Raw genomic sequence first — 21,112 nt, 5'->3', positions numbered from 1 at the left:
ATGCTTAGGATAGCTCTGACAATTATTCATCTTTCTCGTAAAATCGGTAACGTACTACAGCGGAAGGAGCCACCGGATTTAATGATTTCGTCATACTCCACTTCTAATACTTCAAAGTCCTTCGCACGCATTTGCTCATTCACCTTCTTGTTGTTCGGGAGACTGAAAACCTTGTTGTTCCCAATACTTAATACATTCGTACCTAATGTAAATTGCTCCTCTTTGGAAACCTCGATGAGTTCATATTTGGAAGAGAAGTACTCGATATCTTCCTTCGTTAAGGCTTCTGGGTATATGAGGGCGACCTCTGGTGAAAGCACGTTAAATACGCAGTCTAAATGAAGGTATGTCTCTTTAAACGGTATCGCCTTCACGTCGAAATTCGTTAGCAGGCTTTCGACATGGCGCACTGCATCCTCATTGGTCCGATTACTTAGGCCGATATAAATGGTATCCCGATCGATAATGACATCGCCGCCTTCTATTTTATCTCCAATTAGGTCGTAGTATGAAATCTCTTCATCCTCCAACCAAACCTTCAACACTTTTTCTTCTCCTTGTCGTACATCGTGGGCCATTTGAGCAACAAATAGCGTTTGACCAAGTGTAAAGCCAATATCCCGTGTGAAAACCTGTTCAGGGTATTTTTTGTGATAAGGAAGTAAAATCGTCTCAACCCCGTGCTCGTTTAACTGATGAACAAATTCTCGGTGCTGCTCCAACGCTTTTTCAATATGTATTCCCTCGTCTTTAAATTTCTTTTGTGTATCATTGATCACGTCTCGTATGGTCATATATTGCGGTTGGCATAAAATAACCCTTTTTAACGTGTCATATTCGGTAAAGCAATGGGTTTTCTCGTATATATAATTGGAATCGGATGACATGGTTTGTTCCTCCTAATTTTTAAGGTCCTTCTAGAAAAAGTATGTGTTACTATTGGCTTCATAAAACCGTTTCCTTTAAAATTTTTTCTTTTAAACAGTTTATCAATATTAAATTCCTACATAATTATCCTTAAAAATAGTACAATAGGTTAGGACATGAAACGCAAAAAAATCCTATACTATGGTTTAAGTAGCAAGCAGAATACGATAAAGTATAAAGTAGGTTTATGAAAAATTAACTTTGGGACAGGAGACGACATATACTGTCCTTAGAAAAGAGGAATACAATGATTGTCAAAACAGATGAAGAACTTCAAGCGTTAAAAGAAATTGGTAACATATGTGGTACGATTCGGGATGAATTAATTAAAATGACAAAACCAGGTGTCACTACGAAGGAATTGGATGATTATGCTGGGGAGTTATTTGAAAGGCATGGTGCTATCTCTGGACCAAAGGGAGAATATGATTTCCCTGGATTTACGTGTATCAGCGTGAACGACGAGGTTGCCCATGGAATCCCAAGTGACCGAGTAATTCATGAGGGTGACCTAGTAAATATTGATGTTTCGGGGTCGAAAAATGGTTACTTTGCGGATACAGGCTTATCCTTTGTTGTTGGAGAAGGAGATCCCATTCTTACTAAAATTTGCGATGTGGCAAAAAAGGCGTTTGATGCTGGGCTTACAAAAATAAAGCCAGGTACACGTAAAAATGCAATAGGAAAGATGGTCTTCCAAACTGCACGTGCGAACGGACTTACTGTAATTAAAAATCTTACAGGGCATGGTGTAGGTCGTGCGTTGCATGAAGACCCTGCACATATTTTGAACTTCTATGATGCGATGGATAAAGAAATTTTGGAGGAAGGAATGGTTCTTGCATTTGAACCATTTATTTCAACAGAAGCCGAATTCGTTTATCAAGAAGATGATGGATGGACCTTTTCTACAGAAGAAAAAAGCTTTGTAGCACAAATTGAACATACCGTTGTTGTAACGAAGGATGGCCCACTACTTATAACTGTAACAGAATAAATGGATGGAATGAAAATGACTACGATTGTAGTCATTTTTTATGGGATTGGAATGTTGTTTGATCAAGATGGAAATAGAGGAATTTTCGAAGAACTAACGAAAGTATTAGATAAACATTTTTTAGGAGGTCACAATGGATACTTCATTTCGCACGTTCCTAGATTCGTTTTTTACGACTTGGAGAAATTCCGCTATTCATAAATTAAAGGAAATTATTTCAAAGGATTATCAAGCAAGAGAAGTTGTCTCAAGTGGAGAAATTTCAGATTTTGGCTATGAAGAGTCGATACAAGGATGGGAGCAAGGATTTACTTTTGCAATGGATAATAATGCGGAGTGGGAACTAGAGGAATTGTCAATTTTACCATTACGAGATGATGAAATACTCGTCATACTGTCCGCATCAATGATAATCGATGGCAATAGCCTGGAAACAGCCAATGTCTTTTTTGATACGTTTAAAAAGAATGCTTATGGAGAATGGAAGCTAGTTCGGAGCTATATTGAAGCAGGGATTAATAAAGAGAACTTGAGTAGGGTGTAGAGGATTAATGGAAGTTAGGCAAAAATGAGGTGAGTACATGAAATTCGCTGTTAATTTTTCGAAAGAAGCGGAGCAATTGGTGAAGGATGATTCTGTTGCAATCGATATCTTTAAATGTCCTGATTTTAGTAAGGAATTAATAGAACGAGCAGAAGCTACAAAGCCTTGTTACATACATTTTGCATTAAACGCCGGTAATAAAAAAATGGCAGAGGTGGATTGGGAGCTTATTCAGGATTTAAGAGAGCGTACGGAAACCCCTTTTGTGAATATTCATGCGGTAGCATTTGCTAAAGACTATCCAAATATGGATGTTCTAACAAGAAATCCAGCTGATAGAAAGCAAATGGTAAAGGCAGCCATTGAGGATATAGAGGTTGCTTCGGAAAAAGTAGGTGCGGAAAAGATAATAGTAGAAAATGTAATATGCAGGGGAGAAGGCGAAAACATGATGCAGCCTATTATTGACCCGGATATTCTAAGTGAAATTGTAACGCAGACAGGGTGTGGATTTTTATTAGATACTGCACATGCTCGAATGACATCGATGTCCCTTGGTTATGATGTCTATGATTATATAACCAAATTGCCTCTCGAGCATCTAAAGGAACTGCATGTTACGGGGATTCAACCTGACGAAAAGGGACGTTTACGGGATAGTATGCCAATGACAAGGGAAGATTGGGAGATTGCAGCATGGGTTATGAATAAAATTAAGGATGGAGATATTCCAGAGCCTTGGGTGGTTGCATTAGAATATGGAGGAGTTGGTCCTGCGTTTGAATGGCGTTCGGAGAAAGAGATATTAGCGAAGCAACTACCAACGCTTTATGATTTGGTTAAATCGGTTCCTTCGTAGGGGTTTCGGGGTCACGCTGGTTATGGCATGGATCATGTATTATGACTGTAAAACGTTATAGAACTATCGTTTTCTATCATTTTTCTATTATAATCTAGTTAATGGATACATAGGAGTGGCGAAAAGATGAAAAACACGTTGCGAGAGATTACCTTAGAAGGTTGTTTTAATTTCCGTGATTTAGGTGGATATCGTACCGAAAGTGGTCAAAGAGTGAAGGTCGGCATGCTTTATCGTTCTGGAAACTTAAGTCAATTAACGGAAAATGATGTTGAAAAGCTTCGTTCCTTGGGGATTCGAAAGATTTGTGATTTGCGTGGAGATGGTGAAGTGACTCGCTATCCAGACCCAGAATTGGAAGGCGCTACTTGGTATCATACACCGGTTCTATCGGATGAAAAAATGATGGGTCAGGTTGGAGATGAAACGAGTTTTATCGATGCGTTGCGCGAGACGAAACCAGGAGAGATGTTGCTTGATTTAAATAAAAACATGGTCACATTTAAAAGTGCTTTTCAACATGTAATGAAGGTTGTACTTTCCGAGCCTCGGCAGCCATTATTGTTTCATTGTATGGCAGGAAAAGATCGTACAGGAGCAGTTGCGGCAATCCTCTTAGGAATACTCGGAGTGCCTCGAGAGCAAATAGTGGAAGATTACTTATACACAAACCATACGCTGGAGCAAATGAATCAACACTTTGATGATATTGGTTATAATCATTTGCCAGGTATTGAACAAGATGTATTGGATGCGTTGTTTGAAGCAAGAGCTGAATACATCAATACCTTTTTAGATGAAGTAGAAGCACATTACGAAAGCATGGAACGATTTGTTAAGCATGCCTTAGGCTTATCTGATGAAGATATTCGAGTTTTAAGAGAGCATTTATTAGAAGATGAATGAGAAGGTCCTCCTGAAAAAAGGAGGACCTTCTCATATGTTATGACTCTAATGCTTCCACTACTTTAAGAGCTGTCGCCTCACTAGATTGTGGATTTTGACCTGTTACCAAGTTTCCGTCACGGATAGCGTGCACTGTCCAATTTTCTTTGGAATGAAATTCGCCGCCTTTTTCTCGTAGGATCGTTTCTAGTAAAAAGGGCATATGTTGATCAAGCTGCATTTCCTTTTCTTCAGAATCGGTAAATGCAGTTATGTTCTTTCCTTTTACAATTGGAGTACCATCCTTATATGTAGCATTGACCAAGCCAGCTGGACCATGGCAAACAGCAGAAATGACTTTTCCTTCCTCGGCAAATTGCTGGAGGACGTATTGCAGGGTTTCACTGTTTGGGAAATCAAACATCGTCCCATGTCCACCAGGTAAGAAGATTGCGTCAAAGCCTTGTGCGTGTTCCTTCGATAATGGAACTGTATTTTTAAGCTCCTCTTCAGCCTGCTTCCATTCCGCTTTTTCCTCAATACTATTCGGGTCTAGTGCCACTTCTCCACCAGCAATACTTGTCACCAATACATCGTATCCTTTTTCTTTAAAGACTAAATAAGGAACGGCAAATTCCTCGAGCCATAGTCCGGTCTTATGATCGTCCGTAATTGTTGTGTGATTGGTAACGACCATTAAAATTTTCTTGCTCATATTATGTCCTCCTTTACCAAATACATCTTTGCTAGTTTAACCGGTCTGTAAAAAGTCATTCGGAAAAGGTATTCGCTTTCTGGTGAAATCTTAATTCTTATAAGATAACCGGCTTTTCTCTTGGTTGTGAGCATTTTTCAAAGGTTTATGGTGAAATTCCTTCAATTTAAAAAAATATTTATGCAATTCAGGGTAAAAATTCAGCAAAATCGGAGGTTAATTCTATAACATTTGGTTCAGAATGTTCCCTAGTACGTTCCTACCACATCCAAAATAGCCATATAGTAATATTGTAATTGCATATTTTTGGAATTACTATTTACTTATAGCATAGGTTCGGAGTATGAAAAATAGATGGGGGAGGAATATACGATGAATATCGAATATAAAGAAAAGCTAAAGACATTAGCTCTCCATAAAGTAGAGCAAATTGTGCACTCGTTAGAAAAGCAAAAGCAGTTAGAAGTAGGACATCGGATTAGGGAATTTTTTACCCAGTTTATAACGGACCACGTATTATTAGAAGATTTGTATAAAGCCTATAAGAAAAAAGTCTCCAAGGTCAATTTGAATAGTCATCAAACCACTATCTCCTACACGCACGATACATTACACACCATTACTTTTTTTGATAAACAGTTTTCCTTAGACGAAGAGACGTATGTTCGGTTGTTAACGAGCTGTATTGAAATTATGAGAGAAGTATTACCATTGGGCTCTGTCGTGGAATTAGACCCGACGTATTTTAAACCAGGTCGAGACACATCCAGTTCCTCCAAGATTGTCATCACCGGCAGATACATAGCCCCTCAAAACTATACTAGTTATTTCCCATATGCAGGAGTGGTTTACCCAATTGGGGAAATGAAGCCTGGAACGCAAATTTATTTTACTGCCCCTTTAATTAAAAAGATTGTTCACCAAGGATATAAAGATGATATGGAAGAAGCGTTTGAGCTGTTAATTAAGGAAGAATTTATTGTGGAAAAGGATATGAAATCAATTGAGTTTTCTGGGAGCGAAATGAGAAAACTTCAGCGAGAATTGGAAGAACAAAAAGTAGGTGATTCGTAATGGGATTATACACATATAGCTTTTGCCAAGGGATATTGTATGCGAACTTAGATAGTGGAGTTATTGATAATTTAGAAGACGCTCGCCATGAAATCCTTCAAAACTTTAACCAAATGGACTTGGACAATGCCTCTGTCCAAGAGGAAATGCGGGATATTGTAGATGATATGGTATCGGAAATAGATCGGTTGATTAATAGAATTCAATCCGTTTCTTTCCGATAAGAGAGTAAAGAAAGGACGTGCAAACATTTGTCGAAGCCAGATATTAAAATAGATATGGACAGCTTTCAATCTACTTTGGACCTTTTAAAGAATAGTATCGATGAATTTAAAAGCTATACGACATCATTTAGAGACAATACGAGAGATCAATTAGGTAGCTTTAAATCGGACTTTATCGATAAAGTAGATGCGTTGTTGGATAACATGAAGAATGACATGAATACGGATTTAGTGGATAAATTAAATTGGATCCATCAATCTGGACAAAGCATTTTAGATGAAATGAGGCGTAGCGACGAAGAAATCAGTAGCGTGATCAAGGGGGCTTCTTCTTGAAACGGGATTTACAAATCAATTATGGTATCTTGGATGATATTATAGCGCAGCTCCATAAGTATCAAGGGTCATTAGAGGATATGCGATCTGCCCTTCTGAATATCGATTCTTTCGTACAAACGAACCATGGCGAAAGTATTGATGCATGGAGAGATAAGATTAAAAACTCGGAATTAAATATTAAAGAATATGAAACGCAAATCAACGATCTACTCACCCTCTTTGAAGACTACGTCAACGACACCACTTCTATTATCTCCCCAATTGCACGTAATGCCATAATGAGAGTAGATCGTAATGACATCTATCATAATTTAAAACAATTGGAAAATGGCATTTCAAATAATATACCTAAAGCAATTAGCAAAACGTATAAAAGTCCGGGGCGGGAATGGTTTGATGACCCAACAGATGAAGAAAAAGCAAATAGTAGATATAATGAAGGTAGAATTGAAAATATACGTGCTGATATTCAAAGTACGAAAAGTCGTCTTGATAGCAAGATGGATCAATTGTGGGATCTATACAACTCCAAGGTTAAAAGAACAGATTCGATGCGTTTACCGAAACATTGGAGCATATTATTGAAGATCCGATGAGTGTAGTGGAAAACATAGCCCAATCCATTTCCGATGCGGTGGAAGAGGAAGGGGTTATGTATGTTGTTGGTGGAGCGGCGAGTTCTTTGATCCCTGTTGTGGGGCACGCGAAAGTTACGAAACTAGCTCGGAGGGATCGAAATAATTCAGATAGGGAGATTAATAAGATTAGTGAAGAAGATAGGCAAAAGCTAGAAGGCTGGGATTATGCACCAAATGATGATATGTACTTAAAGTATAAAGAAGTATATGATAACTCAGATTATTACAACCAAGAAAACGGACATGTTAATTGGCCACCAAATAATGGGTTTGCTGGTGAACCAAGAGATATTACTCTAGACGTCGGAACACGAATCGATAGGTATGGTGGACCAGATGGTGGCTTCTTCTCTCCAGAAGGTACTCCATATGAAAAAAGAGCACTTGCACTTCATAGTGACGTTGCAGACTATTATGTATATGAAGTAATAAAAACATTGGAAGTTAAGGGAGGCGAGGTTCTTCCTTGGTTTGATCGACCAGGTGGTGGAATTCAGTATATAAAATATCATCCGGATGGTAGCGTTTATAAAATAATAGAGCTAGAAAGAGAAGGTTATATAATAAAAATATCAGTTAATGAAGTAGGTGTAGATGTTGATTAACTTATTGAAAAGAAATTTAGGTTCAGATTTTTATGTTCATGAAGACATAGAAGAGGAACAATATAAAATTCGAGTTTATCGGAAAACAAAAAACGATATTTCTCAAGATGTATATGTGGAACTACAGTACAACGAGGAGCAAAGTAACTATCAGCTGCTACTAATGGAAAGAGATAAAGAATTTTCTAGGGGTAGTTTCATGACGAAGAGTGATGGCGTATTTGCACTTGCTTTATATGCGGAAGCGATTTTGGGTTCCGAAAAATATGATTTGCAAACGCAAAGACAAATTTTAAAGATTGATCCACAAGATACAAGCTTATTAAGTAATTTAATAAGTTCAAAAGTGGGTAGTCAATATTTTTCTATTTTCCAAAACAAGAGGAAGGTAATAAATCTAGCAAGGGTAACTGGGGAGAATGACCTCTACAATATTTTCTATCTAACTCCAAACTTAGAAAAGGTCAATCTTGTTTCAAATAGAGAAGCTCCAAGTGCATTTTTAGTTTTGTACAATTTCTCTGAGGACTTAAAGAATTTTACCGAATTATGTAACAAATGGAAAGTAGATGTCCAGCCTGATATGAATACTGAGGAAAGAGTTAGACGTTTATTTTTGGGGAAATAGTTCTATATAATTTTAAAGAAACAGTGTTATTCCAGGGCTCTTTCACTTCTTAGTAATTATGACAATTTTATTTTATAAGATAATCGATCACTCCTTTGGAACAAGAACTCATCGAAGAAGAATATATTAGATTAAGAAGTGGGAGATAAATATTTTTCTCTTTTTCTAGATAAACAATTAGCTATAAATATAGAAATGGTCAATAATCAAGAAGGCTTCTACAATATCTTTTACCTTACTCCAACTAACGATAAAATCCATATTGTTGCAAAGCGAGAAGCTCCAAATGTGTTTGTAGTTCTGTATAATTATTCTATGAAACTAAAATTAGCAACTGAATTGCTTGATTCATGGAATAGAATACAAAATGACATAGATTGGAAGATTTGCGAATGATTGATAACGAAGTGGAAAATGTGATTCCGGTAAAATCCTATGAAATAGGTGTAAATTCTTATAATCGTAAAACACTGGAGCAACTTCTAGATCAAAATAAAATGCTGGACATTAAAGTTGTAGGGATTTTGGTTCTTAAAAAGAATATTGATGTAGAGTTAGCAAGGAAGACGATCTCTTCAGTAAAGGTTTTTGGTATTTTTCGAGCAAATCGAGACATAAAAAAAGCGTTGAAAAAGTAATGACTTTTTGAAATACATAATTTGAACGTGTAAAGAAGAACAGATGGCAGTCACCTGAGAGAAGTGGAGAAAGATAGCATTTTATACACTAATGGAAGAAAGATAATATGACATTAGAGCTTGGGAATACCAAGTTCTTTTTTATGCTTGGAACGTCCGATATAACCCGTATATAAAATATCGAGTTGAGGATTAATTTGAACGGTAAGATGTACTCATAAAGGAGGGAAATGAATGTTACAGGAATTCAATAAGTTAATGGATTACATTGAAGAACATCTAACAGAAGAGATACCGAATAAGGAAATATCCAAAATTGTAGGAATGTCTGATTATCATTTCAAACGAATGTTTTCGTATATCGCTGGAATGTCCTTGAGTGAATATATAAAAAATAGAAGATTGGCTCGTGCGAATGAGGAACTAATTCATGGAGCGAGGGTAACAGATGTTGCTTATGAATATGGTTATCAGTCAATCGATGGATTTTCAAGAGCTTTTCGTGAATGGTCTGGCTATTTGCCTTCGGAAGTAATCCAAAACAAAGTACAAAAATCATTTCCTAAATTAACATTCTTTATCGATATTAAGGGAGGAGTATCCATGGAATTCAAAATTGAAAAGAAAGCGAAGTTCAATATTGTAGGAGTATCGAAAAGGGTACCCATTCAATTTGAAGGGGTAAATAGTGCAATTGAAGAATTAGCTCAGTCCATTACAAAGCAGCAAAGAAAGGAAATGCACGAATTAGCAAACCTTTATCCACATAAAGTCTTAAATGTTTCCTATGACGTTGATGATGGATACTTGGAAGAAACAGGGTTCTTAACACATATGATCGGATTCGGAACAACAAAGGAAAATCCATACAATGACCTAGAGCAGCTTTCCATTGAGGAAAGCTTGTGGGCGATTTTCCCTAATCAAGGTCCATTTCCGAAAACATATCAAGATACACATGCAAAAATTTACGCGGAATGGTTGCCATCTGCTGATTATGAAGTAACGGATTTACCTGGAATTTCATTTATAGAGCACACTGGTTCCACAGAAAATGTATATAGTGAGATTTGGATGCCAGTGAAGAAAAAAGGGTAAAAGTTGTTTAGGTTTTAAAGAAATCATACTGCCATTAAAAAGTGTCAGTCACTACGGATGGACAATAGTCTAAACATAGTGACTGACACTTATTTTTATTTCAAATGGAAATTAGTCATTCGGTCTAGTTTATTTTTGGAATGGATAAAGATTATAATAGAAACAAGATTTTTCCTAATTTAGATAAAGGTAAAAAATTTTAGAAAAAGAATTGGATATTATCACCATAAATGTTAAATGTACTCCGTAGTATATATAAACTGAAAATCAAAAGTTTTTTACAAGGGGGACAGGTAGTGAGTCTGGATGAAATAGCTGTTAAGGTTATGCATGATGAAAACATGTTCAAGTACATTCCGATTATTAGGAGATATAAGCACACGTCGATTGATATTATTAAGTATAAGATTGAAAATCAGGAACCGGTAATCACCTGTCCTTATGAACATAGTCAAAAGGAATTGATTAAACTTTATCAAACCCTAATAGAACTAATAGACAATGGAGCCCAATTCGAAATGACATATAAGAACAAACAGCTTCATTTGGACAGTTTAAAAAGAATGATTAGTATATATTCCATTCAATTACATAAGTCAGATGAGGAGAGACTTGGGACAAAAGAGTAGTCCTTAGGCAAAACAAAAACGACTATAAATAGCCGTTTTGTTGTAGTCATTTATTGAATGGCTACGGAGTCTGTAATGGATTCAAAAACTTCAATATGTTTGTCATAGTTTTCTGGTAAACTAGCATAGGAGAAAATATATACATCCGTACCGATCATGAAAGTACGCTGGTTTAGCTTCGTTCCTTCTTGGTGATTTAAGCTAACAACCTCGTTCCATTCTTGGCCGTCAACGGTATAATTCTCATTGCTCAAGTATTCAAAGCCGGTATTAGATGTTGCTAGTGAAATATATTCATCTAAAGTCATTTCCTCTGGTAAAGATTCTACCAGGACATTGAAATTAGTGCGATCTACTTCATCTAGCATATACATGACAACGGGATAACCGATGTCGCCAATTTCAACGTTTTGTGCTTGAGCTGGTACATTAAAGGAAATACCTTCAGGTAGTTGGCTACTTACCCATTGGGTATCATCTGCTCGGTAATTAGTAATAAATGGATTAAAATGGTTGAAACGAATACTTATTCTAGTATAATAGTAATTGTAAAAAAATTGTGAATATTTTAAGGGCGAGGTGATTATTTGTTAAAGTTTAAAAGTATTTTAATTGCTGCTGTTTTAGTTTTAACTTTTACATCAACTGTAAGTGCTTCCGATACGAATGATATAAAAACAATGTCCGTTACACCAGATGAAAAATATCCAAACGGGTACTATGATCCAGAACTAGGTGGGACCATTGGAGCTGTTTATAGGACAGACGAAGATGGAAAACTATATCAAGTACCTCTTAGTCAATGGGTAGAAGAACAAAAAATAGAACAGGCGAATACATTCAAAGAAGAAATGTTCAAAAAATCTTTAATCTATCAAAGTCCAAAAACTACTCAACCCCAAAGTGACATTGGAATTATGGCATACATTTATGACCAATACGATGAATCGGGTAACTACCAGAAGAATGGTAGTGCTGTACGGGTTAGTGATGACTTGATTTGTAATGCAGTAAAATGTAATGTATACGTAGAAATGTCACGCACTATAAGATCCGCATTTTCAACGAATCTGAATTCTACCTATGAACGTAATACTGTTTCAGCAGGTGTTTCCTTTTCATATACTAAAGAAGCTGAAAATAGTTTGAAGAATGGATATAACTGGGAAATAAAGCGTGGGGAAACAGCCTATGTAGCTTTTAGGCCACATTTAAGAAGAAGTTATGGTTACTTATATCATTATATTGAAGATGGTGGTTCAAAATGGGAAAGTTCACCTAGAGAGTATTCTTCCGTAGAATATCCTATAGAAAAATATAATGGAACTGCAGAAGGTGAATTTTATCTTGTCTATAGATAATGTTTCTAGATTCTTTTAACACAACTTAAATATAAGGTTTGATCTTCAATATGATTTCTTTTTCAAAAAAGCCCAAGAGAACATTTGAACTGGCCCAGAAAAATGAGACTAGAAAAAACACCTATGCTACCACAGTCCTGAATTCTACAGGACTGTGGTAATTTAATTTTGCAAAAGGTCGTATATAGTTGTAATAATACATGTACGATTCTACTTTTTCTAGTACAATTGAATTTGTAAGGTTCACCCTATATCGGGTGTTGAATTCTTCCGACTTTAGCGAGGAGTGGAAGGATTCGATTACGGCATTATCATAGCAGTTTCCTTTTCGGGACATGCTTGTGGTAATGCCTTTTTCTTTAGCTAACTCCTGGAATGCATAAGATGTGTACTGAGCCCCTTGATCGCTGTGTAAAATCACTTCGTTGGTTTCTCTTCCTCTACAGGCAGCTTCCAAAGTGTCTAATACAAGACTAACTTCTTGTGTATCACTTATTTTGTAAGCGATAATCTCGTTATTAAATAAGTCCATAATGGTTGATAAATAAAGCATTTTCTCCCCTTAAGGCAAGTAGGTAATATCGGTGACCCACTTCTGATTAGGCCGTTCCGCCTTGAAATTTTGGCTAAGAAGATTTGGCACAATAAACTTACTCTCTCCAGCAATATATGCCTTTCTCTTTTCTTTAATCTGACATTGAAGGTGATACTTCTGCATGATTTTTTGAACGGTTTTTCGATTAACCTTAATACTGTGATCATTCTTAAGAATGCCCCTTACGTTTCGATGTCCTAATCGGTAAAAATGCTCTTTACAAATCTTGATAATTAACTGATGGAGGGCTGGTAACTCTAATGAACTCTTTTTCTTCCAACGATAGTATGTTGATTTTGGAATTCCCAAACATTCACAAATAGTTATAACTGAATATTTCTCTTTATACGCCTCTACTACTTCGACGAATACTTCCGGAACCACTTCCTTTCGATCTCCCGGTACTTTCCCAACATCTCGTCTCTCATTTCATAGTACTTTACTTTCTTTCTAAGCCGACCTAATTCACTATCATCTTCCGGACCTTTTCCAAAAGTATACTGTTTCCCGATTGGCTGGGCCAACCGATGTTCTTCCCCCTCACGAAACCATTTTAGCCACGTCTTGATTTGAGAGACATTTTTAATTCCATACCTGTCCATAATTTCCTTATTCGATAACTCTCCTAGTAATTTTAAACGGATCACTTCTCTTTTGATTTCTTCAGGATAATGATTTTTATGCCCCATAAGAAAAACACCTCCAAAATGTCGATAATTGTATATACGACTTTAGGGGTGTTTTTTCCTGTCTCATATTATTGGGTCTCTTCACATTTTCTCAAGGGCTTTTTTTGAAGTTCGATTTTCGAATTTCTGTTGGGATTGTAAGGCTAGAGAGTCCTATAAATTGATTTGTACAATTTGCGATTATATTTTTTTATCTGTACAAAACCACAACAGTGAAAATCTTCAGGGGTTTGAAAAGTGTTGAGTATATCTTCTAGGGTGTAATGATTATTTGTTTTCTCTCGGAAGATGGGTAAGTCTGTTCCTAAAACTTCATGGCTCTCATAAAGGTTCATTCCTGAACTTCCCTCCTAAAACGTATGATAAGTGCCAATGCGATAGAATTTATTACTATTGCACTAACTGATAATCCTGTCGTAGCCCACTCCATCCAGTTCATCATTTATTCCTCCTTTATTTTCAAATTCATTTTTCTGAAGATAATTCCTTCTTGAGACGTTCAATAAGTTGTTCTCGACTCATTTGTCCTTGAATAACTCGTTGAACGTCTTTTTTATCTTCTTCAGTAACCGTAAATCCCTCTAACTCTAACTGGTATCTTGTTTTGTTCCAACTTTCTTCAAACTTTTTATCTTCCATGTCAATACACCCTCGTTCTATAATTCAAGCTCACTTTCTTTATACTTTTGTTTTTGTTTTTCTCTTCTTCGGTGAAAGTGCCTTTTGCTTATTGTCTTTATTCATCTGTTGTTGAGCTTGTTGAAGCCCTGTTAATATGTTTCCTAAAATCCCAGCCATTTGTTGATCTATCGGTTTTTGCGTTTGTTCAGCATGATTTTCAAAATGTTTAACCACTTGATCAAACGCTTTTATAGGAGCAATACTTTTTAGCATTATCATTAAGTTTAGCCAAACCTTCAGCTATTTCAGGCTTCAAATAATCCACCACTTTTTCGTTTGGATATTGCTGTTTGAGTTTATCTATGTATGGCTTTCCTAGTATTTCTTTAGCTTCATTTAGCTTATCACGTTGATAGTTAATGGCTTTTATTGGCTTACCTTGAATAACTTCTTTATGGAATCCATTTAGTTTCGTTTGAAGAGCTTCCAATTCACTAGTTGTTTGAATATTTAACTGCTTAAATTGAGGTTTTATACGAGATTCAATGTATTGAATCCTACTTTTAATTTCTTTGATTTCCTCTGTAATCTGTTTTTTGATTTCTTTTCGTTTAAACGGGTTAACCGGTAAGTTTTCTAGGGCCTTTTCTTTTACTTTTAAATCCGATTGAGCATGTTGTAAGTTCTTTAAATCGCCTGAAAGCATTCTGACAACAGGCTCTTTAATGTTATACTCTTGTTGTTTAGTTCGAACACTTTTTTCCCAACGGTCAATTTGTTCTAATCTCTTATTGATGGAGCTAAAAGTAACGTTATCCCCTTTGAGAATATCCTTTGCTTCGTTAAGAGCTTTAAGATCTGAATGAGAAAGGATCGTTTCTTTTTGCTTCGGTTCCGTTTGTTTTGTTTGTTGTTCCCTAATATAGGTTTCTTTGCATTTGTTTCCAGTGAATAGGTATTTGGGCTTATGGGAAATTCAGTCCCTTTTTCCTGTATTACCGGACCTATTCAACACCGATGTTGTTCGGAGCTTGATTGAAAGGTTTGGCTCATAGGAATTAGAAAAGCTTGTTCAAGTTTTACCTGGACAAGCTTAGATTTTTAGTTGGTGAATCTTCTGAACATCCTGTTAACGTGGTAAATCCTAAAATAATAAATTAATCTGTAATCTAGTAATATCATTCTTTTTTTTATGGATATCCTTATACACAAACTCCCGATAAAGAGTAAACCCGTTTTTCTTATAAAAGTGTTTCGCATTTTCATTGTTCGCCCAATAATCTAACTCAATCTTGTGGATTCCTTTTTCTTTTGCAATTCTACCGATTTCATTCATTAACCTTGTGCCATATCCTTGATTTCGCTTTGTGTTTGTAATACAAAACTGATGTACATAAATCGATTGATAAGCTTTTTTAAATACGTTTTCAGCATAATTACGAATTTCAATATATGCGTAACCAATTGGTTGGTTTTCTTGCTCTGCAAGGAGGAAAATCGTATTCTCTTTGTTTATGACGCTTTTAAAAAAAGCTAGTATTCCATCATAGTCATATTCCTTAAAATACTCGGGATAATGGTCTGTATGTATATCATGTACATGTTTACTTAGCTTCGTAATGATCTCGTAATCTTTTGTTTGACGTATTTGCATTAGAATCACCTACTGGAAAATTTTGTTGAATATATCCTAACATAGAGTTAGAGTTAATAGTATAGTAACACGTAACAATAAATTAATGGTTAGACGCAGATAAGTATGTACCATTGCTTTTTATAATAGAAGAATCATACATGTTAAAAAATTCATCCAATAAGAGTCATTTGTTCTTGATTAGAGAAATAAGTTAAGAACAGCTGTGGATACTCTAAAGGGGAGGAGAGATAGTGGGGCTTGAAATTATTTTTTTCGTGATTATTTTATTGGCAGCAGGTGTTCAGTTTGCTTTTGCGAAAATGGATGGAAAATATTTCACAAGCTGGACATTCGTTCAATGGCTTATCACGATCGTAGTACCAATCTTAATTATGGGATTTCTGCTGTCGGCAAAGATGGAGGACCAGAAAGAAGCGTTAGAAAATGGTATATTCTTTTTTGGATTCATGGAATGGTTGTTTAGCGCTCTTTTTTATCATGCGTTAACCTTTATGGCCATTGTTTCCCTACCATTTATCGTGTTAGTGGTCCACTTCGTAACAGTAGCTTGGGTAAAAAGAAGGGGGAATGAGAATGTTGGAAAATAATCCTATTAAACCAGTTATAAAGGAGAAAACATACAAAGGCATTGGTGGCTGGCTTATTCTTGTCATTATTAGTTTAATCCTTACACCGTTATTATCGCTTTTATACATAGTGGAGTCGATTATTCCGATTCTAGACTCTTATAATTGGACGCTTATAAAAGCTGCAGATCGAACAGCCCTTTTAGAACCACTACTATATTTTGAATTAATTATTAATTCTCTGTTAATAATCGTTCCATTATTACTGCTCTTTATGATGTTTAAGAAAAGTAGGAAGTTTCCAAAATTCATGATTATTTACTTAGTTACAGCTCTTATCTTAAATCTGATTGATGCAGGCGCTGCGTTATATGTATTTAATGATTATGGTGTTGGAGAAGAAGTAAATAATGAGATCTATCAGAGCATAGCTCGAACATTCATTTTTATGGGGATTTGGATACCATATTTCTTAAAGTCGAAGCGGGTGAAAGCGACGTTCTTAGAAAAATAAGGATAACGCGAAAAGACAAGAAGCTCTATTAAAGGAGTTTCTTGTCTTTTTTTAAAATGTGGATTCTTTAGGTTGTCCATTAATAACTCTCTTTAGCAATCGTGTCATAAATGGCATGATTGTATACCAACCAAGATGGTAGAAGACATGCTTAAATTTCAATTTTAGAATGCCCTTTTTAATTAGGAACTTATCTAGAATATAGTGACTTCCAATTAAAAGGAACCTATTTATAATTGCTTTTTTAGAAGTAATACTTGCAATCAAAGACAGAACCAAGCTATATAATGGAATCAAATTAAAGTGTTCTGTCCAAGTGTGATAGCGGCCTCGCCCAAACCGAATTTGCCGGAACAAAGCATAGACAAACATAATATTGACCCAGGTCACTTGCGTTGCTTGGAAGTTTGCAAGTACATATGCCCACTTTTTTGGTGCTGCTAGCATTTTATAAATAAAGTCACTTACAAAAAAATAAAGGCTGATGAAAATTAATGTGTAACGTGGCTTCCACCAGTACACTTTGTAAATTTTAATACGAAGAAACAAATGTTCAATTAGAAAATAAAAAAAACTAAAGCTGATCTTCCAACGCCAATTTTTTTGGAAAATCGTTAAAAAGGTTGCGACGATAGGAACATATATTCCTTGAGATAATATAGCACCGAAGACGTTATCAAATGGTCGTTTTTTTAAAATATGCGGGATATAACGATATCCGTGAAATAAGTTGAACGTTGGATATTCAAATAAATAAGCAAATCCAATATTCGTAAAAAGCAAGCCCCAAAAGCCTTTCTTTTTCCGCTTTTTTAACATAAGCAACACGATACCAAAATGAAAAAGCGTTAAAATAAAAAAAGGAATCGAATTCTTATTAAACAACCTATGTATATTTTGCACATTCCTCACCAACTTGTCGTAAGCCTGTATTAATATCATGTACTAAAGTGTGAGAAATTATTTGGGTTTTTGGTGCCTGTCACTTCCCGAATAATCTTGTTTCACAAAATGTTTCACAGAAGTAATTTGTACAAAAAAGGTGTAATTCGTTTCCGAATTACACCGCCATAACAATCTAATGAACCAGCGTCAATACGCTGAAAAAGTGAAAAACACTACCCCCAAGGACAAACAGATGCCATACTGCATGGTGATATTGGAATCCTCTCCAAATATAAAATACGGATCCTACTGTATACAGCAATCCACCTACAATGAGATAAGTTATGCCGGAGGAAGGTAGATTATCTGTTAAAGGTCCCCAGGCAAAAACGATGAACCATCCCATCAGAACGTAAAGAAAGGTTGAGGTGAATAAATACTTTTTCACAAAAAAGGATTTGAAAACCGTTCCACCAATAGCTATTCCCCAAACGATGCCAAAAATGGTCCAACCTAACCAACCTTCCACAGCGATAAACATAAAAGGCGTATACGTCCCAGCAATAAAAAAGTAAATGGAGGAATGGTCGAATACTTCAAAGATATCTTTCACTCGACTACCTTCAGGAAAAGCGTGTAAAAGGGTTGAGGATGTATACATAAGAAGCATGGTGACGCCGAAAATAGTAAAACTTACGATATGCCAAGCATTACCGTAAAGGGAAGAATATACAATTAAATAAACTAATGCTGCGATACTAAGAAGAAATCCAATGCCATGGGTTATGGAATTGGCAATTTCCTCTCCTTTATTAAAAGTGTGAGTATTTGCCATGATGTTTCGCTCCTTCTCGTGAAAACATAGTGCTTGAACATTTAACAGACCTTAATCGTATGTTTTTAGTTTTTCCTATTCTGGTAAACAAGAAAGAGCCAGAATACTAAAAATGCGATTGTTGCACCGATCATCCACTGGACCCAATTCATCCAATCAAAGTCATTGTTGGGAATGCCATCTATAACCGCTACAATCGTAAAGCCAATCAAACTCCCAAGAAATAGAAGAAATAACGATTTAAAAGGAATTTTCAAAAGTTTTCACCTTCTTAAATCATAATTGTTTTTACAATGAAAAACAATGATGTAATATTGGAATATATAATCCATATTCCTACTTCTACAAAAGGGATTATTTTCCTCCATGAATAAAACGCTTGATTAAAACAGATTTTTTCCATTAATAATTGGTCCAACTACGATCAAAGTAGCAATGACAGAGAAAAGCCAAAAACGTGTAGATGCTAAACGGCGTTGGTAGAGAAGCTGCTCTTTCATTAGTATCCGAAACAGAAGTGTATAAATGGCAAAAATTAAATAGGATACTCCAAACCAATTAACCCATACATTCCCAAGAAAAGGAACGCCGAAATACTCGTATGTTGGCTTTACAATTTCAATGGTACTATACAACCCAATTGTAACTATTACGAACCACTCGAGCATGCGATAGAATAGGACTTTCCATTCTTGCAGGAAATCACCTCCATATCATTCTCTCAATCTATAACAAGACGTACAATCTTATATAATAGTATCAAATGATTTGGAATATTATGCTAAGATATAAGGGGAAACACATAAAGGCAAGGGGGGAACAAATGCATATCGATAAACAGAAACGGAAATATGCAATTCTACTTCTTGGGCTATTGGTGATCATAGGTGTTGGATTTTACCAGTGGGTCGTATCACAAAAACCAACGATGCACGACTTTGTAACCTTTATGGAAGAACGATATGGCATTGATTGCTCTAACATGGAATGTACTTCTTTTGAAGTGGAAATAGAAAGAGATGGCCAAAAGCAGCGGGTGCTTATGTATAACCATAGTGGTTCTCATTCAACAAAATCAACCTCTGTAAAGATAGAAAAACATTATTTTAGTGAACCGGGAGCAATGTATTTCCTTCATATAAAAGTAAAAGGATCACTCGGAAAATATAAGGTGCTAGAGGAGAGAGATAATATTTTTTAAACGATTACGTTAACTCTTTCTTTTTCTCATAATATTGTAGGCAGGCACTACATAAACATACCCAAAAGACACCGGCAGCAAAACCAGCTAGAACGTCACTTGGATAATGGACGCCTAAATATACTCTGCTCATACCAACAGCAAGTACAAGACAGCCTAAGACAATGATCATACTCCATCTCATGAGTGGTTGCTTGATTAATTTCGCTATTATGATAGAGAGTACACCGTAGAAAATCATCGAATTCATACTATGCCCACTCGGAAAACTAAATCCACTTGCAGATACGAGTTGATGAAGTTGTGGCCGATCTACTTGAAACCATGACTTCAGCAATCGATTTAACAACCTCCCGGAAAAATATGACAAAACTAGAAAAACCGCAAATCGTGTTCTTTTCATGAGTACTAACAAACTAGCGAGGATTAGTAACGGGGCAATGATCCAATGAAAGCTACCAAAGAATGAAATGCCCTTCATAATGGTGGTTCGATTTGAAGTAATTGAACCTTGAACCAATTGAATGAGCTGCTGATCGAACGCAACCAACCTATTTGTACCAAGCAACATTGCGATTAGAAAAAAAAGACCACCAAAAAGAATCCCAACGATAAGGATGGACCTTGATTTTGAAATGTGCAACATGAATATTCCTCAATTCCACTTTTTTCTTACTTTTCCATCCTGAATGTGACTTTATCCAAGAAAATAGACAAAAAATGAAATGTAATAAGATATAGGGGCTGTGACAAATGAGCTATCAATGGTTGGAATGGGCAAAGAGAATTCAGTCTATTGCTCAATCTGGAATTTCTTTTTCCAAAAATATATACGATTTGGAACGATATGAAGAATTACGAGCGTTAAGTGTCGAGATTATGAATGGTTATACCGATTTGGAAATGGAGAAAATCACGGAGCTTTTTGCAAACGAAACAGGCTATCAAACGCCCAAAGTAGACGTACGTGGCGTGGTGTTCAAGGACAACAAAATCCTACTGGTTCGAGAAATAATAGACGATAAATGGTCACTTCCAGGTGGTTTTTGTGACATTGGAATATCGCCATCGGAAAACATTGTGAAAGAAATGAAAGAGGAGTCTGGATTTAGAGTCCGTGCGAAAAAATTACTAGCATTACTAGATATGAACAAACATGATCATCCACCGCAACTTTATCACTACTATAAAATTTTCATTCAATGTGAGTTAATAGGTGGTCGGGCAGAAGCTGGTGTGGAAACAAACGATGTCCAATTCTTTAAAGAAGAGGAGCTCCCAAATCTATCAACAGCTAGAAATACAAAGGAGCAAATTAGCATGCTATTTGAATTTTTACGGAATCCCGAAAAGGAAGCAATTTTTGATTAGGCAAATATTCAACTACA

30 protein-coding genes and 1 pseudogene are annotated in these 21,112 nt (G+C 35.9%); 18 read left to right on the top strand and 13 right to left on the bottom strand.

Annotated elements, in window-relative coordinates:
- Nucleotides 1–26: 26 nt before the first annotated feature.
- On the bottom strand, nt 27–887 hold the full coding sequence (locus C1A05_RS08210; protein ID WP_102027717.1) for a dimethylarginine dimethylaminohydrolase family protein: 861 nt from the start codon (nt 885–887) through the stop codon (nt 27–29).
- Nucleotides 888–1,174: 287 nt separating this feature from the next.
- Here C1A05_RS08210 and map point away from each other — a divergent pair, with 287 nt between their 5' ends.
- The 4 genes from map (at nt 1,175) to C1A05_RS08190 (ending at nt 4,233) form a co-directional block, all read left to right on the top strand.
- Nucleotides 1,175–1,924 carry a type I methionyl aminopeptidase gene (gene map, locus C1A05_RS08205; protein ID WP_102027716.1) on the top strand — a complete coding sequence of 250 codons (750 nt, stop codon included), beginning with the start codon at nt 1,175–1,177 and terminating at the stop codon, nt 1,922–1,924.
- Between the two features lie 133 nt (nt 1,925–2,057).
- A complete protein-coding gene (locus C1A05_RS08200; protein ID WP_102027715.1) occupies nt 2,058–2,468 on the top strand; it encodes a flavoprotein in 411 nt (136 codons plus the stop codon).
- 37 nt (nt 2,469–2,505) lie between these two features.
- Nucleotides 2,506–3,327, top strand: a complete 822-nt coding sequence (locus tag C1A05_RS08195; protein WP_102027714.1) for a multinuclear nonheme iron-dependent oxidase — start codon at nt 2,506–2,508, stop codon at nt 3,325–3,327.
- A gap of 126 nt (nt 3,328–3,453) precedes the next feature.
- Nucleotides 3,454–4,233 (top strand): tyrosine-protein phosphatase, encoded by a 780-nt coding sequence (locus tag C1A05_RS08190; RefSeq protein WP_102027713.1) that lies wholly within the window; start codon nt 3,454–3,456, stop codon nt 4,231–4,233.
- Nucleotides 4,234–4,270: 37 nt separating this feature from the next.
- Here the strand turns inward: C1A05_RS08190 and C1A05_RS08185 are convergent, their stop codons facing one another.
- The gene (locus C1A05_RS08185) at nt 4,271–4,927 is read right to left on the bottom strand and encodes a type 1 glutamine amidotransferase domain-containing protein (RefSeq protein WP_102027712.1); all 657 of its coding nucleotides are present in this window, start codon (nt 4,925–4,927) and stop codon (nt 4,271–4,273) included.
- A gap of 372 nt (nt 4,928–5,299) precedes the next feature.
- Here C1A05_RS08185 and C1A05_RS08180 point away from each other — a divergent pair, with 372 nt between their 5' ends.
- The 9 genes from C1A05_RS08180 to C1A05_RS08135 all read left to right on the top strand — a co-directional run bounded on the left by C1A05_RS08180 (nt 5,300) and on the right by C1A05_RS08135 (nt 10,800).
- A complete protein-coding gene (locus C1A05_RS08180) occupies nt 5,300–6,001 on the top strand; it encodes a DUF4176 domain-containing protein (RefSeq protein ID WP_159462032.1) in 702 nt (233 codons plus the stop codon).
- The gene (locus C1A05_RS08175) at nt 6,001–6,225 is read left to right on the top strand and encodes a hypothetical protein (protein WP_102027710.1); all 225 of its coding nucleotides are present in this window, start codon (nt 6,001–6,003) and stop codon (nt 6,223–6,225) included. The genes C1A05_RS08180 and C1A05_RS08175 overlap by 1 nt, the downstream gene beginning before the upstream one ends.
- Nucleotides 6,226–6,252: 27 nt before the next feature.
- On the top strand, nt 6,253–6,561 hold the full coding sequence (locus tag C1A05_RS08170; protein WP_102027709.1) for a hypothetical protein: 309 nt from the start codon (nt 6,253–6,255) through the stop codon (nt 6,559–6,561).
- Complete coding sequence (locus tag C1A05_RS08165; RefSeq protein WP_102027708.1) at nt 6,558–7,160, top strand: hypothetical protein; 603 nt, start codon at nt 6,558–6,560, stop codon at nt 7,158–7,160. Before C1A05_RS08170 ends, C1A05_RS08165 begins: the two co-directional genes overlap by 4 nt.
- Nucleotides 7,133–7,807, top strand: a complete 675-nt coding sequence (locus C1A05_RS18270) for a TNT domain-containing protein (RefSeq protein WP_159462031.1) — start codon at nt 7,133–7,135, stop codon at nt 7,805–7,807. The genes C1A05_RS08165 and C1A05_RS18270 overlap by 28 nt, the downstream gene beginning before the upstream one ends.
- Nucleotides 7,800–8,435, top strand: a complete 636-nt coding sequence (locus tag C1A05_RS08155; RefSeq protein WP_102027706.1) for a hypothetical protein — start codon at nt 7,800–7,802, stop codon at nt 8,433–8,435. Before C1A05_RS18270 ends, C1A05_RS08155 begins: the two co-directional genes overlap by 8 nt.
- 392 nt (nt 8,436–8,827) lie before the next feature.
- Complete coding sequence (locus C1A05_RS08145; RefSeq protein ID WP_102027704.1) at nt 8,828–9,073, top strand: hypothetical protein; 246 nt, start codon at nt 8,828–8,830, stop codon at nt 9,071–9,073.
- A 234-nt stretch (nt 9,074–9,307) separates the two neighbouring features.
- Nucleotides 9,308–10,171 carry an AraC family transcriptional regulator gene (locus tag C1A05_RS08140; protein ID WP_102027703.1) on the top strand — a complete coding sequence of 288 codons (864 nt, stop codon included), beginning with the start codon at nt 9,308–9,310 and terminating at the stop codon, nt 10,169–10,171.
- Nucleotides 10,172–10,467: 296 nt separating this feature from the next.
- Nucleotides 10,468–10,800 (top strand): hypothetical protein, encoded by a 333-nt coding sequence (locus tag C1A05_RS08135; RefSeq protein WP_102027702.1) that lies wholly within the window; start codon nt 10,468–10,470, stop codon nt 10,798–10,800.
- Nucleotides 10,801–10,850: 50 nt separating this feature from the next.
- Here C1A05_RS08135 and C1A05_RS08130 read toward each other — a convergent pair whose 3' ends face one another.
- On the bottom strand, nt 10,851–11,168 hold the full coding sequence (locus C1A05_RS08130; RefSeq protein WP_145997299.1) for a DUF1795 domain-containing protein: 318 nt from the start codon (nt 11,166–11,168) through the stop codon (nt 10,851–10,853).
- 219 nt (nt 11,169–11,387) lie between these two features.
- On the opposite strand from C1A05_RS08130, the gene C1A05_RS08125 reads away from it, so the two are divergent.
- Entirely contained in the window at nt 11,388–12,161 is a 774-nt protein-coding gene (locus C1A05_RS08125) for a DUF6060 domain-containing protein (RefSeq protein ID WP_102027700.1), read from the top strand.
- 121 nt (nt 12,162–12,282) lie between these two features.
- On the opposite strand, the pseudogene C1A05_RS08120 reads toward C1A05_RS08125, so the two are convergent.
- The 5 genes and pseudogenes from C1A05_RS08120 to C1A05_RS08100 form a co-directional block, all read right to left on the bottom strand.
- Nucleotides 12,283–13,445, bottom strand: a pseudogene (locus tag C1A05_RS08120) (IS3 family transposase).
- A gap of 465 nt (nt 13,446–13,910) precedes the next feature.
- Nucleotides 13,911–14,084, bottom strand: coding sequence for an antitoxin VbhA family protein (locus C1A05_RS18005; protein ID WP_159462030.1), 174 nt, complete (start codon nt 14,082–14,084; stop codon nt 13,911–13,913).
- Between the two features lie 39 nt (nt 14,085–14,123).
- Nucleotides 14,124–14,300 (bottom strand): hypothetical protein, encoded by a 177-nt coding sequence (locus C1A05_RS18000; protein WP_159462029.1) that lies wholly within the window; start codon nt 14,298–14,300, stop codon nt 14,124–14,126.
- A gap of 4 nt (nt 14,301–14,304) precedes the next feature.
- Nucleotides 14,305–14,772: a hypothetical protein gene (locus tag C1A05_RS08105; protein WP_102027697.1), complete on the bottom strand. Its 468-nt coding sequence runs from the start codon at nt 14,770–14,772 to the stop codon at nt 14,305–14,307.
- Between the two features lie 438 nt (nt 14,773–15,210).
- A complete protein-coding gene (locus C1A05_RS08100) occupies nt 15,211–15,720 on the bottom strand; it encodes a GNAT family N-acetyltransferase (RefSeq protein WP_102027696.1) in 510 nt (169 codons plus the stop codon).
- A gap of 233 nt (nt 15,721–15,953) precedes the next feature.
- Here C1A05_RS08100 and C1A05_RS08095 point away from each other — a divergent pair, with 233 nt between their 5' ends.
- Nucleotides 15,954–16,310: a hypothetical protein gene (locus C1A05_RS08095; protein WP_102027695.1), complete on the top strand. Its 357-nt coding sequence runs from the start codon at nt 15,954–15,956 to the stop codon at nt 16,308–16,310.
- Entirely contained in the window at nt 16,297–16,803 is a 507-nt protein-coding gene (locus tag C1A05_RS08090) for a DUF2569 domain-containing protein (RefSeq protein ID WP_159462028.1), read from the top strand. The genes C1A05_RS08095 and C1A05_RS08090 overlap by 14 nt, the downstream gene beginning before the upstream one ends.
- A gap of 51 nt (nt 16,804–16,854) precedes the next feature.
- Here the strand turns inward: C1A05_RS08090 and C1A05_RS08085 are convergent, their stop codons facing one another.
- The 4 genes from C1A05_RS08085 to C1A05_RS08070 all read right to left on the bottom strand — a co-directional run bounded on the left by C1A05_RS08085 (nt 16,855) and on the right by C1A05_RS08070 (nt 19,191).
- Nucleotides 16,855–17,706, bottom strand: coding sequence for a hypothetical protein (locus C1A05_RS08085; RefSeq protein ID WP_102027693.1), 852 nt, complete (start codon nt 17,704–17,706; stop codon nt 16,855–16,857).
- Between the two features lie 175 nt (nt 17,707–17,881).
- Entirely contained in the window at nt 17,882–18,523 is a 642-nt protein-coding gene (gene trhA / locus C1A05_RS08080) for a PAQR family membrane homeostasis protein TrhA (protein ID WP_102027692.1), read from the bottom strand.
- A gap of 65 nt (nt 18,524–18,588) precedes the next feature.
- Complete coding sequence (locus C1A05_RS08075) at nt 18,589–18,780, bottom strand: hypothetical protein (RefSeq protein ID WP_102027691.1); 192 nt, start codon at nt 18,778–18,780, stop codon at nt 18,589–18,591.
- A 126-nt stretch (nt 18,781–18,906) separates the two neighbouring features.
- Nucleotides 18,907–19,191: a hypothetical protein gene (locus C1A05_RS08070; protein WP_102027690.1), complete on the bottom strand. Its 285-nt coding sequence runs from the start codon at nt 19,189–19,191 to the stop codon at nt 18,907–18,909.
- A 155-nt stretch (nt 19,192–19,346) separates the two neighbouring features.
- Here C1A05_RS08070 and C1A05_RS08065 point away from each other — a divergent pair, with 155 nt between their 5' ends.
- Complete coding sequence (locus tag C1A05_RS08065) at nt 19,347–19,724, top strand: hypothetical protein (protein WP_102027689.1); 378 nt, start codon at nt 19,347–19,349, stop codon at nt 19,722–19,724.
- 4 nt (nt 19,725–19,728) lie between these two features.
- On the opposite strand, the gene C1A05_RS08060 is transcribed toward C1A05_RS08065, so the two are convergent.
- Nucleotides 19,729–20,370, bottom strand: a complete 642-nt coding sequence (locus tag C1A05_RS08060) for a phosphatase PAP2 family protein (protein WP_102027688.1) — start codon at nt 20,368–20,370, stop codon at nt 19,729–19,731.
- 107 nt (nt 20,371–20,477) lie between these two features.
- On the opposite strand from C1A05_RS08060, the gene C1A05_RS08055 reads away from it, so the two are divergent.
- Complete coding sequence (locus tag C1A05_RS08055; protein ID WP_102027687.1) at nt 20,478–21,095, top strand: NUDIX hydrolase; 618 nt, start codon at nt 20,478–20,480, stop codon at nt 21,093–21,095.
- Nucleotides 21,096–21,112 lie beyond the last annotated feature (17 nt).

The sequence above is a fragment of the Salirhabdus sp. Marseille-P4669 genome (genome assembly GCF_900240405.1).
Classification (GTDB): domain Bacteria; phylum Bacillota; class Bacilli; order Bacillales; family Alkalibacillaceae; genus OEQK01.
This window is presented reverse-complemented; position numbering and strand designations above follow the sequence as displayed.

Bases quoted from the DNA above. Each gene is read 5' to 3' on its own strand.
- C1A05_RS08195 (WP_102027714.1), top strand. From the start codon at position 2,506: ATGAAATTCGCTGTTAATTTTTCGAAAGAAGCGGAGCAATTGGTGAAG.
- C1A05_RS08060 (WP_102027688.1), bottom strand. From the start codon at position 20,370: ATGTTGCACATTTCAAAATCAAGGTCCATCCTTATCGTTGGGATTCTT.
- C1A05_RS18005 (WP_159462030.1), bottom strand. From the start codon at position 14,084: ATGGAAGATAAAAAGTTTGAAGAAAGTTGGAACAAAACAAGATACCAG.
- trhA (WP_102027692.1), bottom strand. From the start codon at position 18,523: ATGGCAAATACTCACACTTTTAATAAAGGAGAGGAAATTGCCAATTCC.
- C1A05_RS08190 (WP_102027713.1), top strand. From the start codon at position 3,454: ATGAAAAACACGTTGCGAGAGATTACCTTAGAAGGTTGTTTTAATTTC.
- C1A05_RS08070 (WP_102027690.1), bottom strand. From the start codon at position 19,191: ATGCTCGAGTGGTTCGTAATAGTTACAATTGGGTTGTATAGTACCATT.
- C1A05_RS08210 (WP_102027717.1), bottom strand. From the start codon at position 887: ATGTCATCCGATTCCAATTATATATACGAGAAAACCCATTGCTTTACC.
- C1A05_RS08200 (WP_102027715.1), top strand. From the start codon at position 2,058: ATGGATACTTCATTTCGCACGTTCCTAGATTCGTTTTTTACGACTTGG.
- C1A05_RS08130 (WP_145997299.1), bottom strand. From the start codon at position 11,168: ATGCTAGATGAAGTAGATCGCACTAATTTCAATGTCCTGGTAGAATCT.
- map (WP_102027716.1), top strand. From the start codon at position 1,175: ATGATTGTCAAAACAGATGAAGAACTTCAAGCGTTAAAAGAAATTGGT.
- C1A05_RS08090 (WP_159462028.1), top strand. From the start codon at position 16,297: ATGTTGGAAAATAATCCTATTAAACCAGTTATAAAGGAGAAAACATAC.
- C1A05_RS08100 (WP_102027696.1), bottom strand. From the start codon at position 15,720: ATGCAAATACGTCAAACAAAAGATTACGAGATCATTACGAAGCTAAGT.
- C1A05_RS08105 (WP_102027697.1), bottom strand. From the start codon at position 14,772: ATGCTTTCAGGCGATTTAAAGAACTTACAACATGCTCAATCGGATTTA.
- C1A05_RS08065 (WP_102027689.1), top strand. From the start codon at position 19,347: ATGCATATCGATAAACAGAAACGGAAATATGCAATTCTACTTCTTGGG.
- C1A05_RS08055 (WP_102027687.1), top strand. From the start codon at position 20,478: ATGAGCTATCAATGGTTGGAATGGGCAAAGAGAATTCAGTCTATTGCT.
- C1A05_RS08185 (WP_102027712.1), bottom strand. From the start codon at position 4,927: ATGAGCAAGAAAATTTTAATGGTCGTTACCAATCACACAACAATTACG.
- C1A05_RS08175 (WP_102027710.1), top strand. From the start codon at position 6,001: ATGGGATTATACACATATAGCTTTTGCCAAGGGATATTGTATGCGAAC.
- C1A05_RS08180 (WP_159462032.1), top strand. From the start codon at position 5,300: ATGAATATCGAATATAAAGAAAAGCTAAAGACATTAGCTCTCCATAAA.
- C1A05_RS08140 (WP_102027703.1), top strand. From the start codon at position 9,308: ATGTTACAGGAATTCAATAAGTTAATGGATTACATTGAAGAACATCTA.
- C1A05_RS08145 (WP_102027704.1), top strand. From the start codon at position 8,828: ATGATTGATAACGAAGTGGAAAATGTGATTCCGGTAAAATCCTATGAA.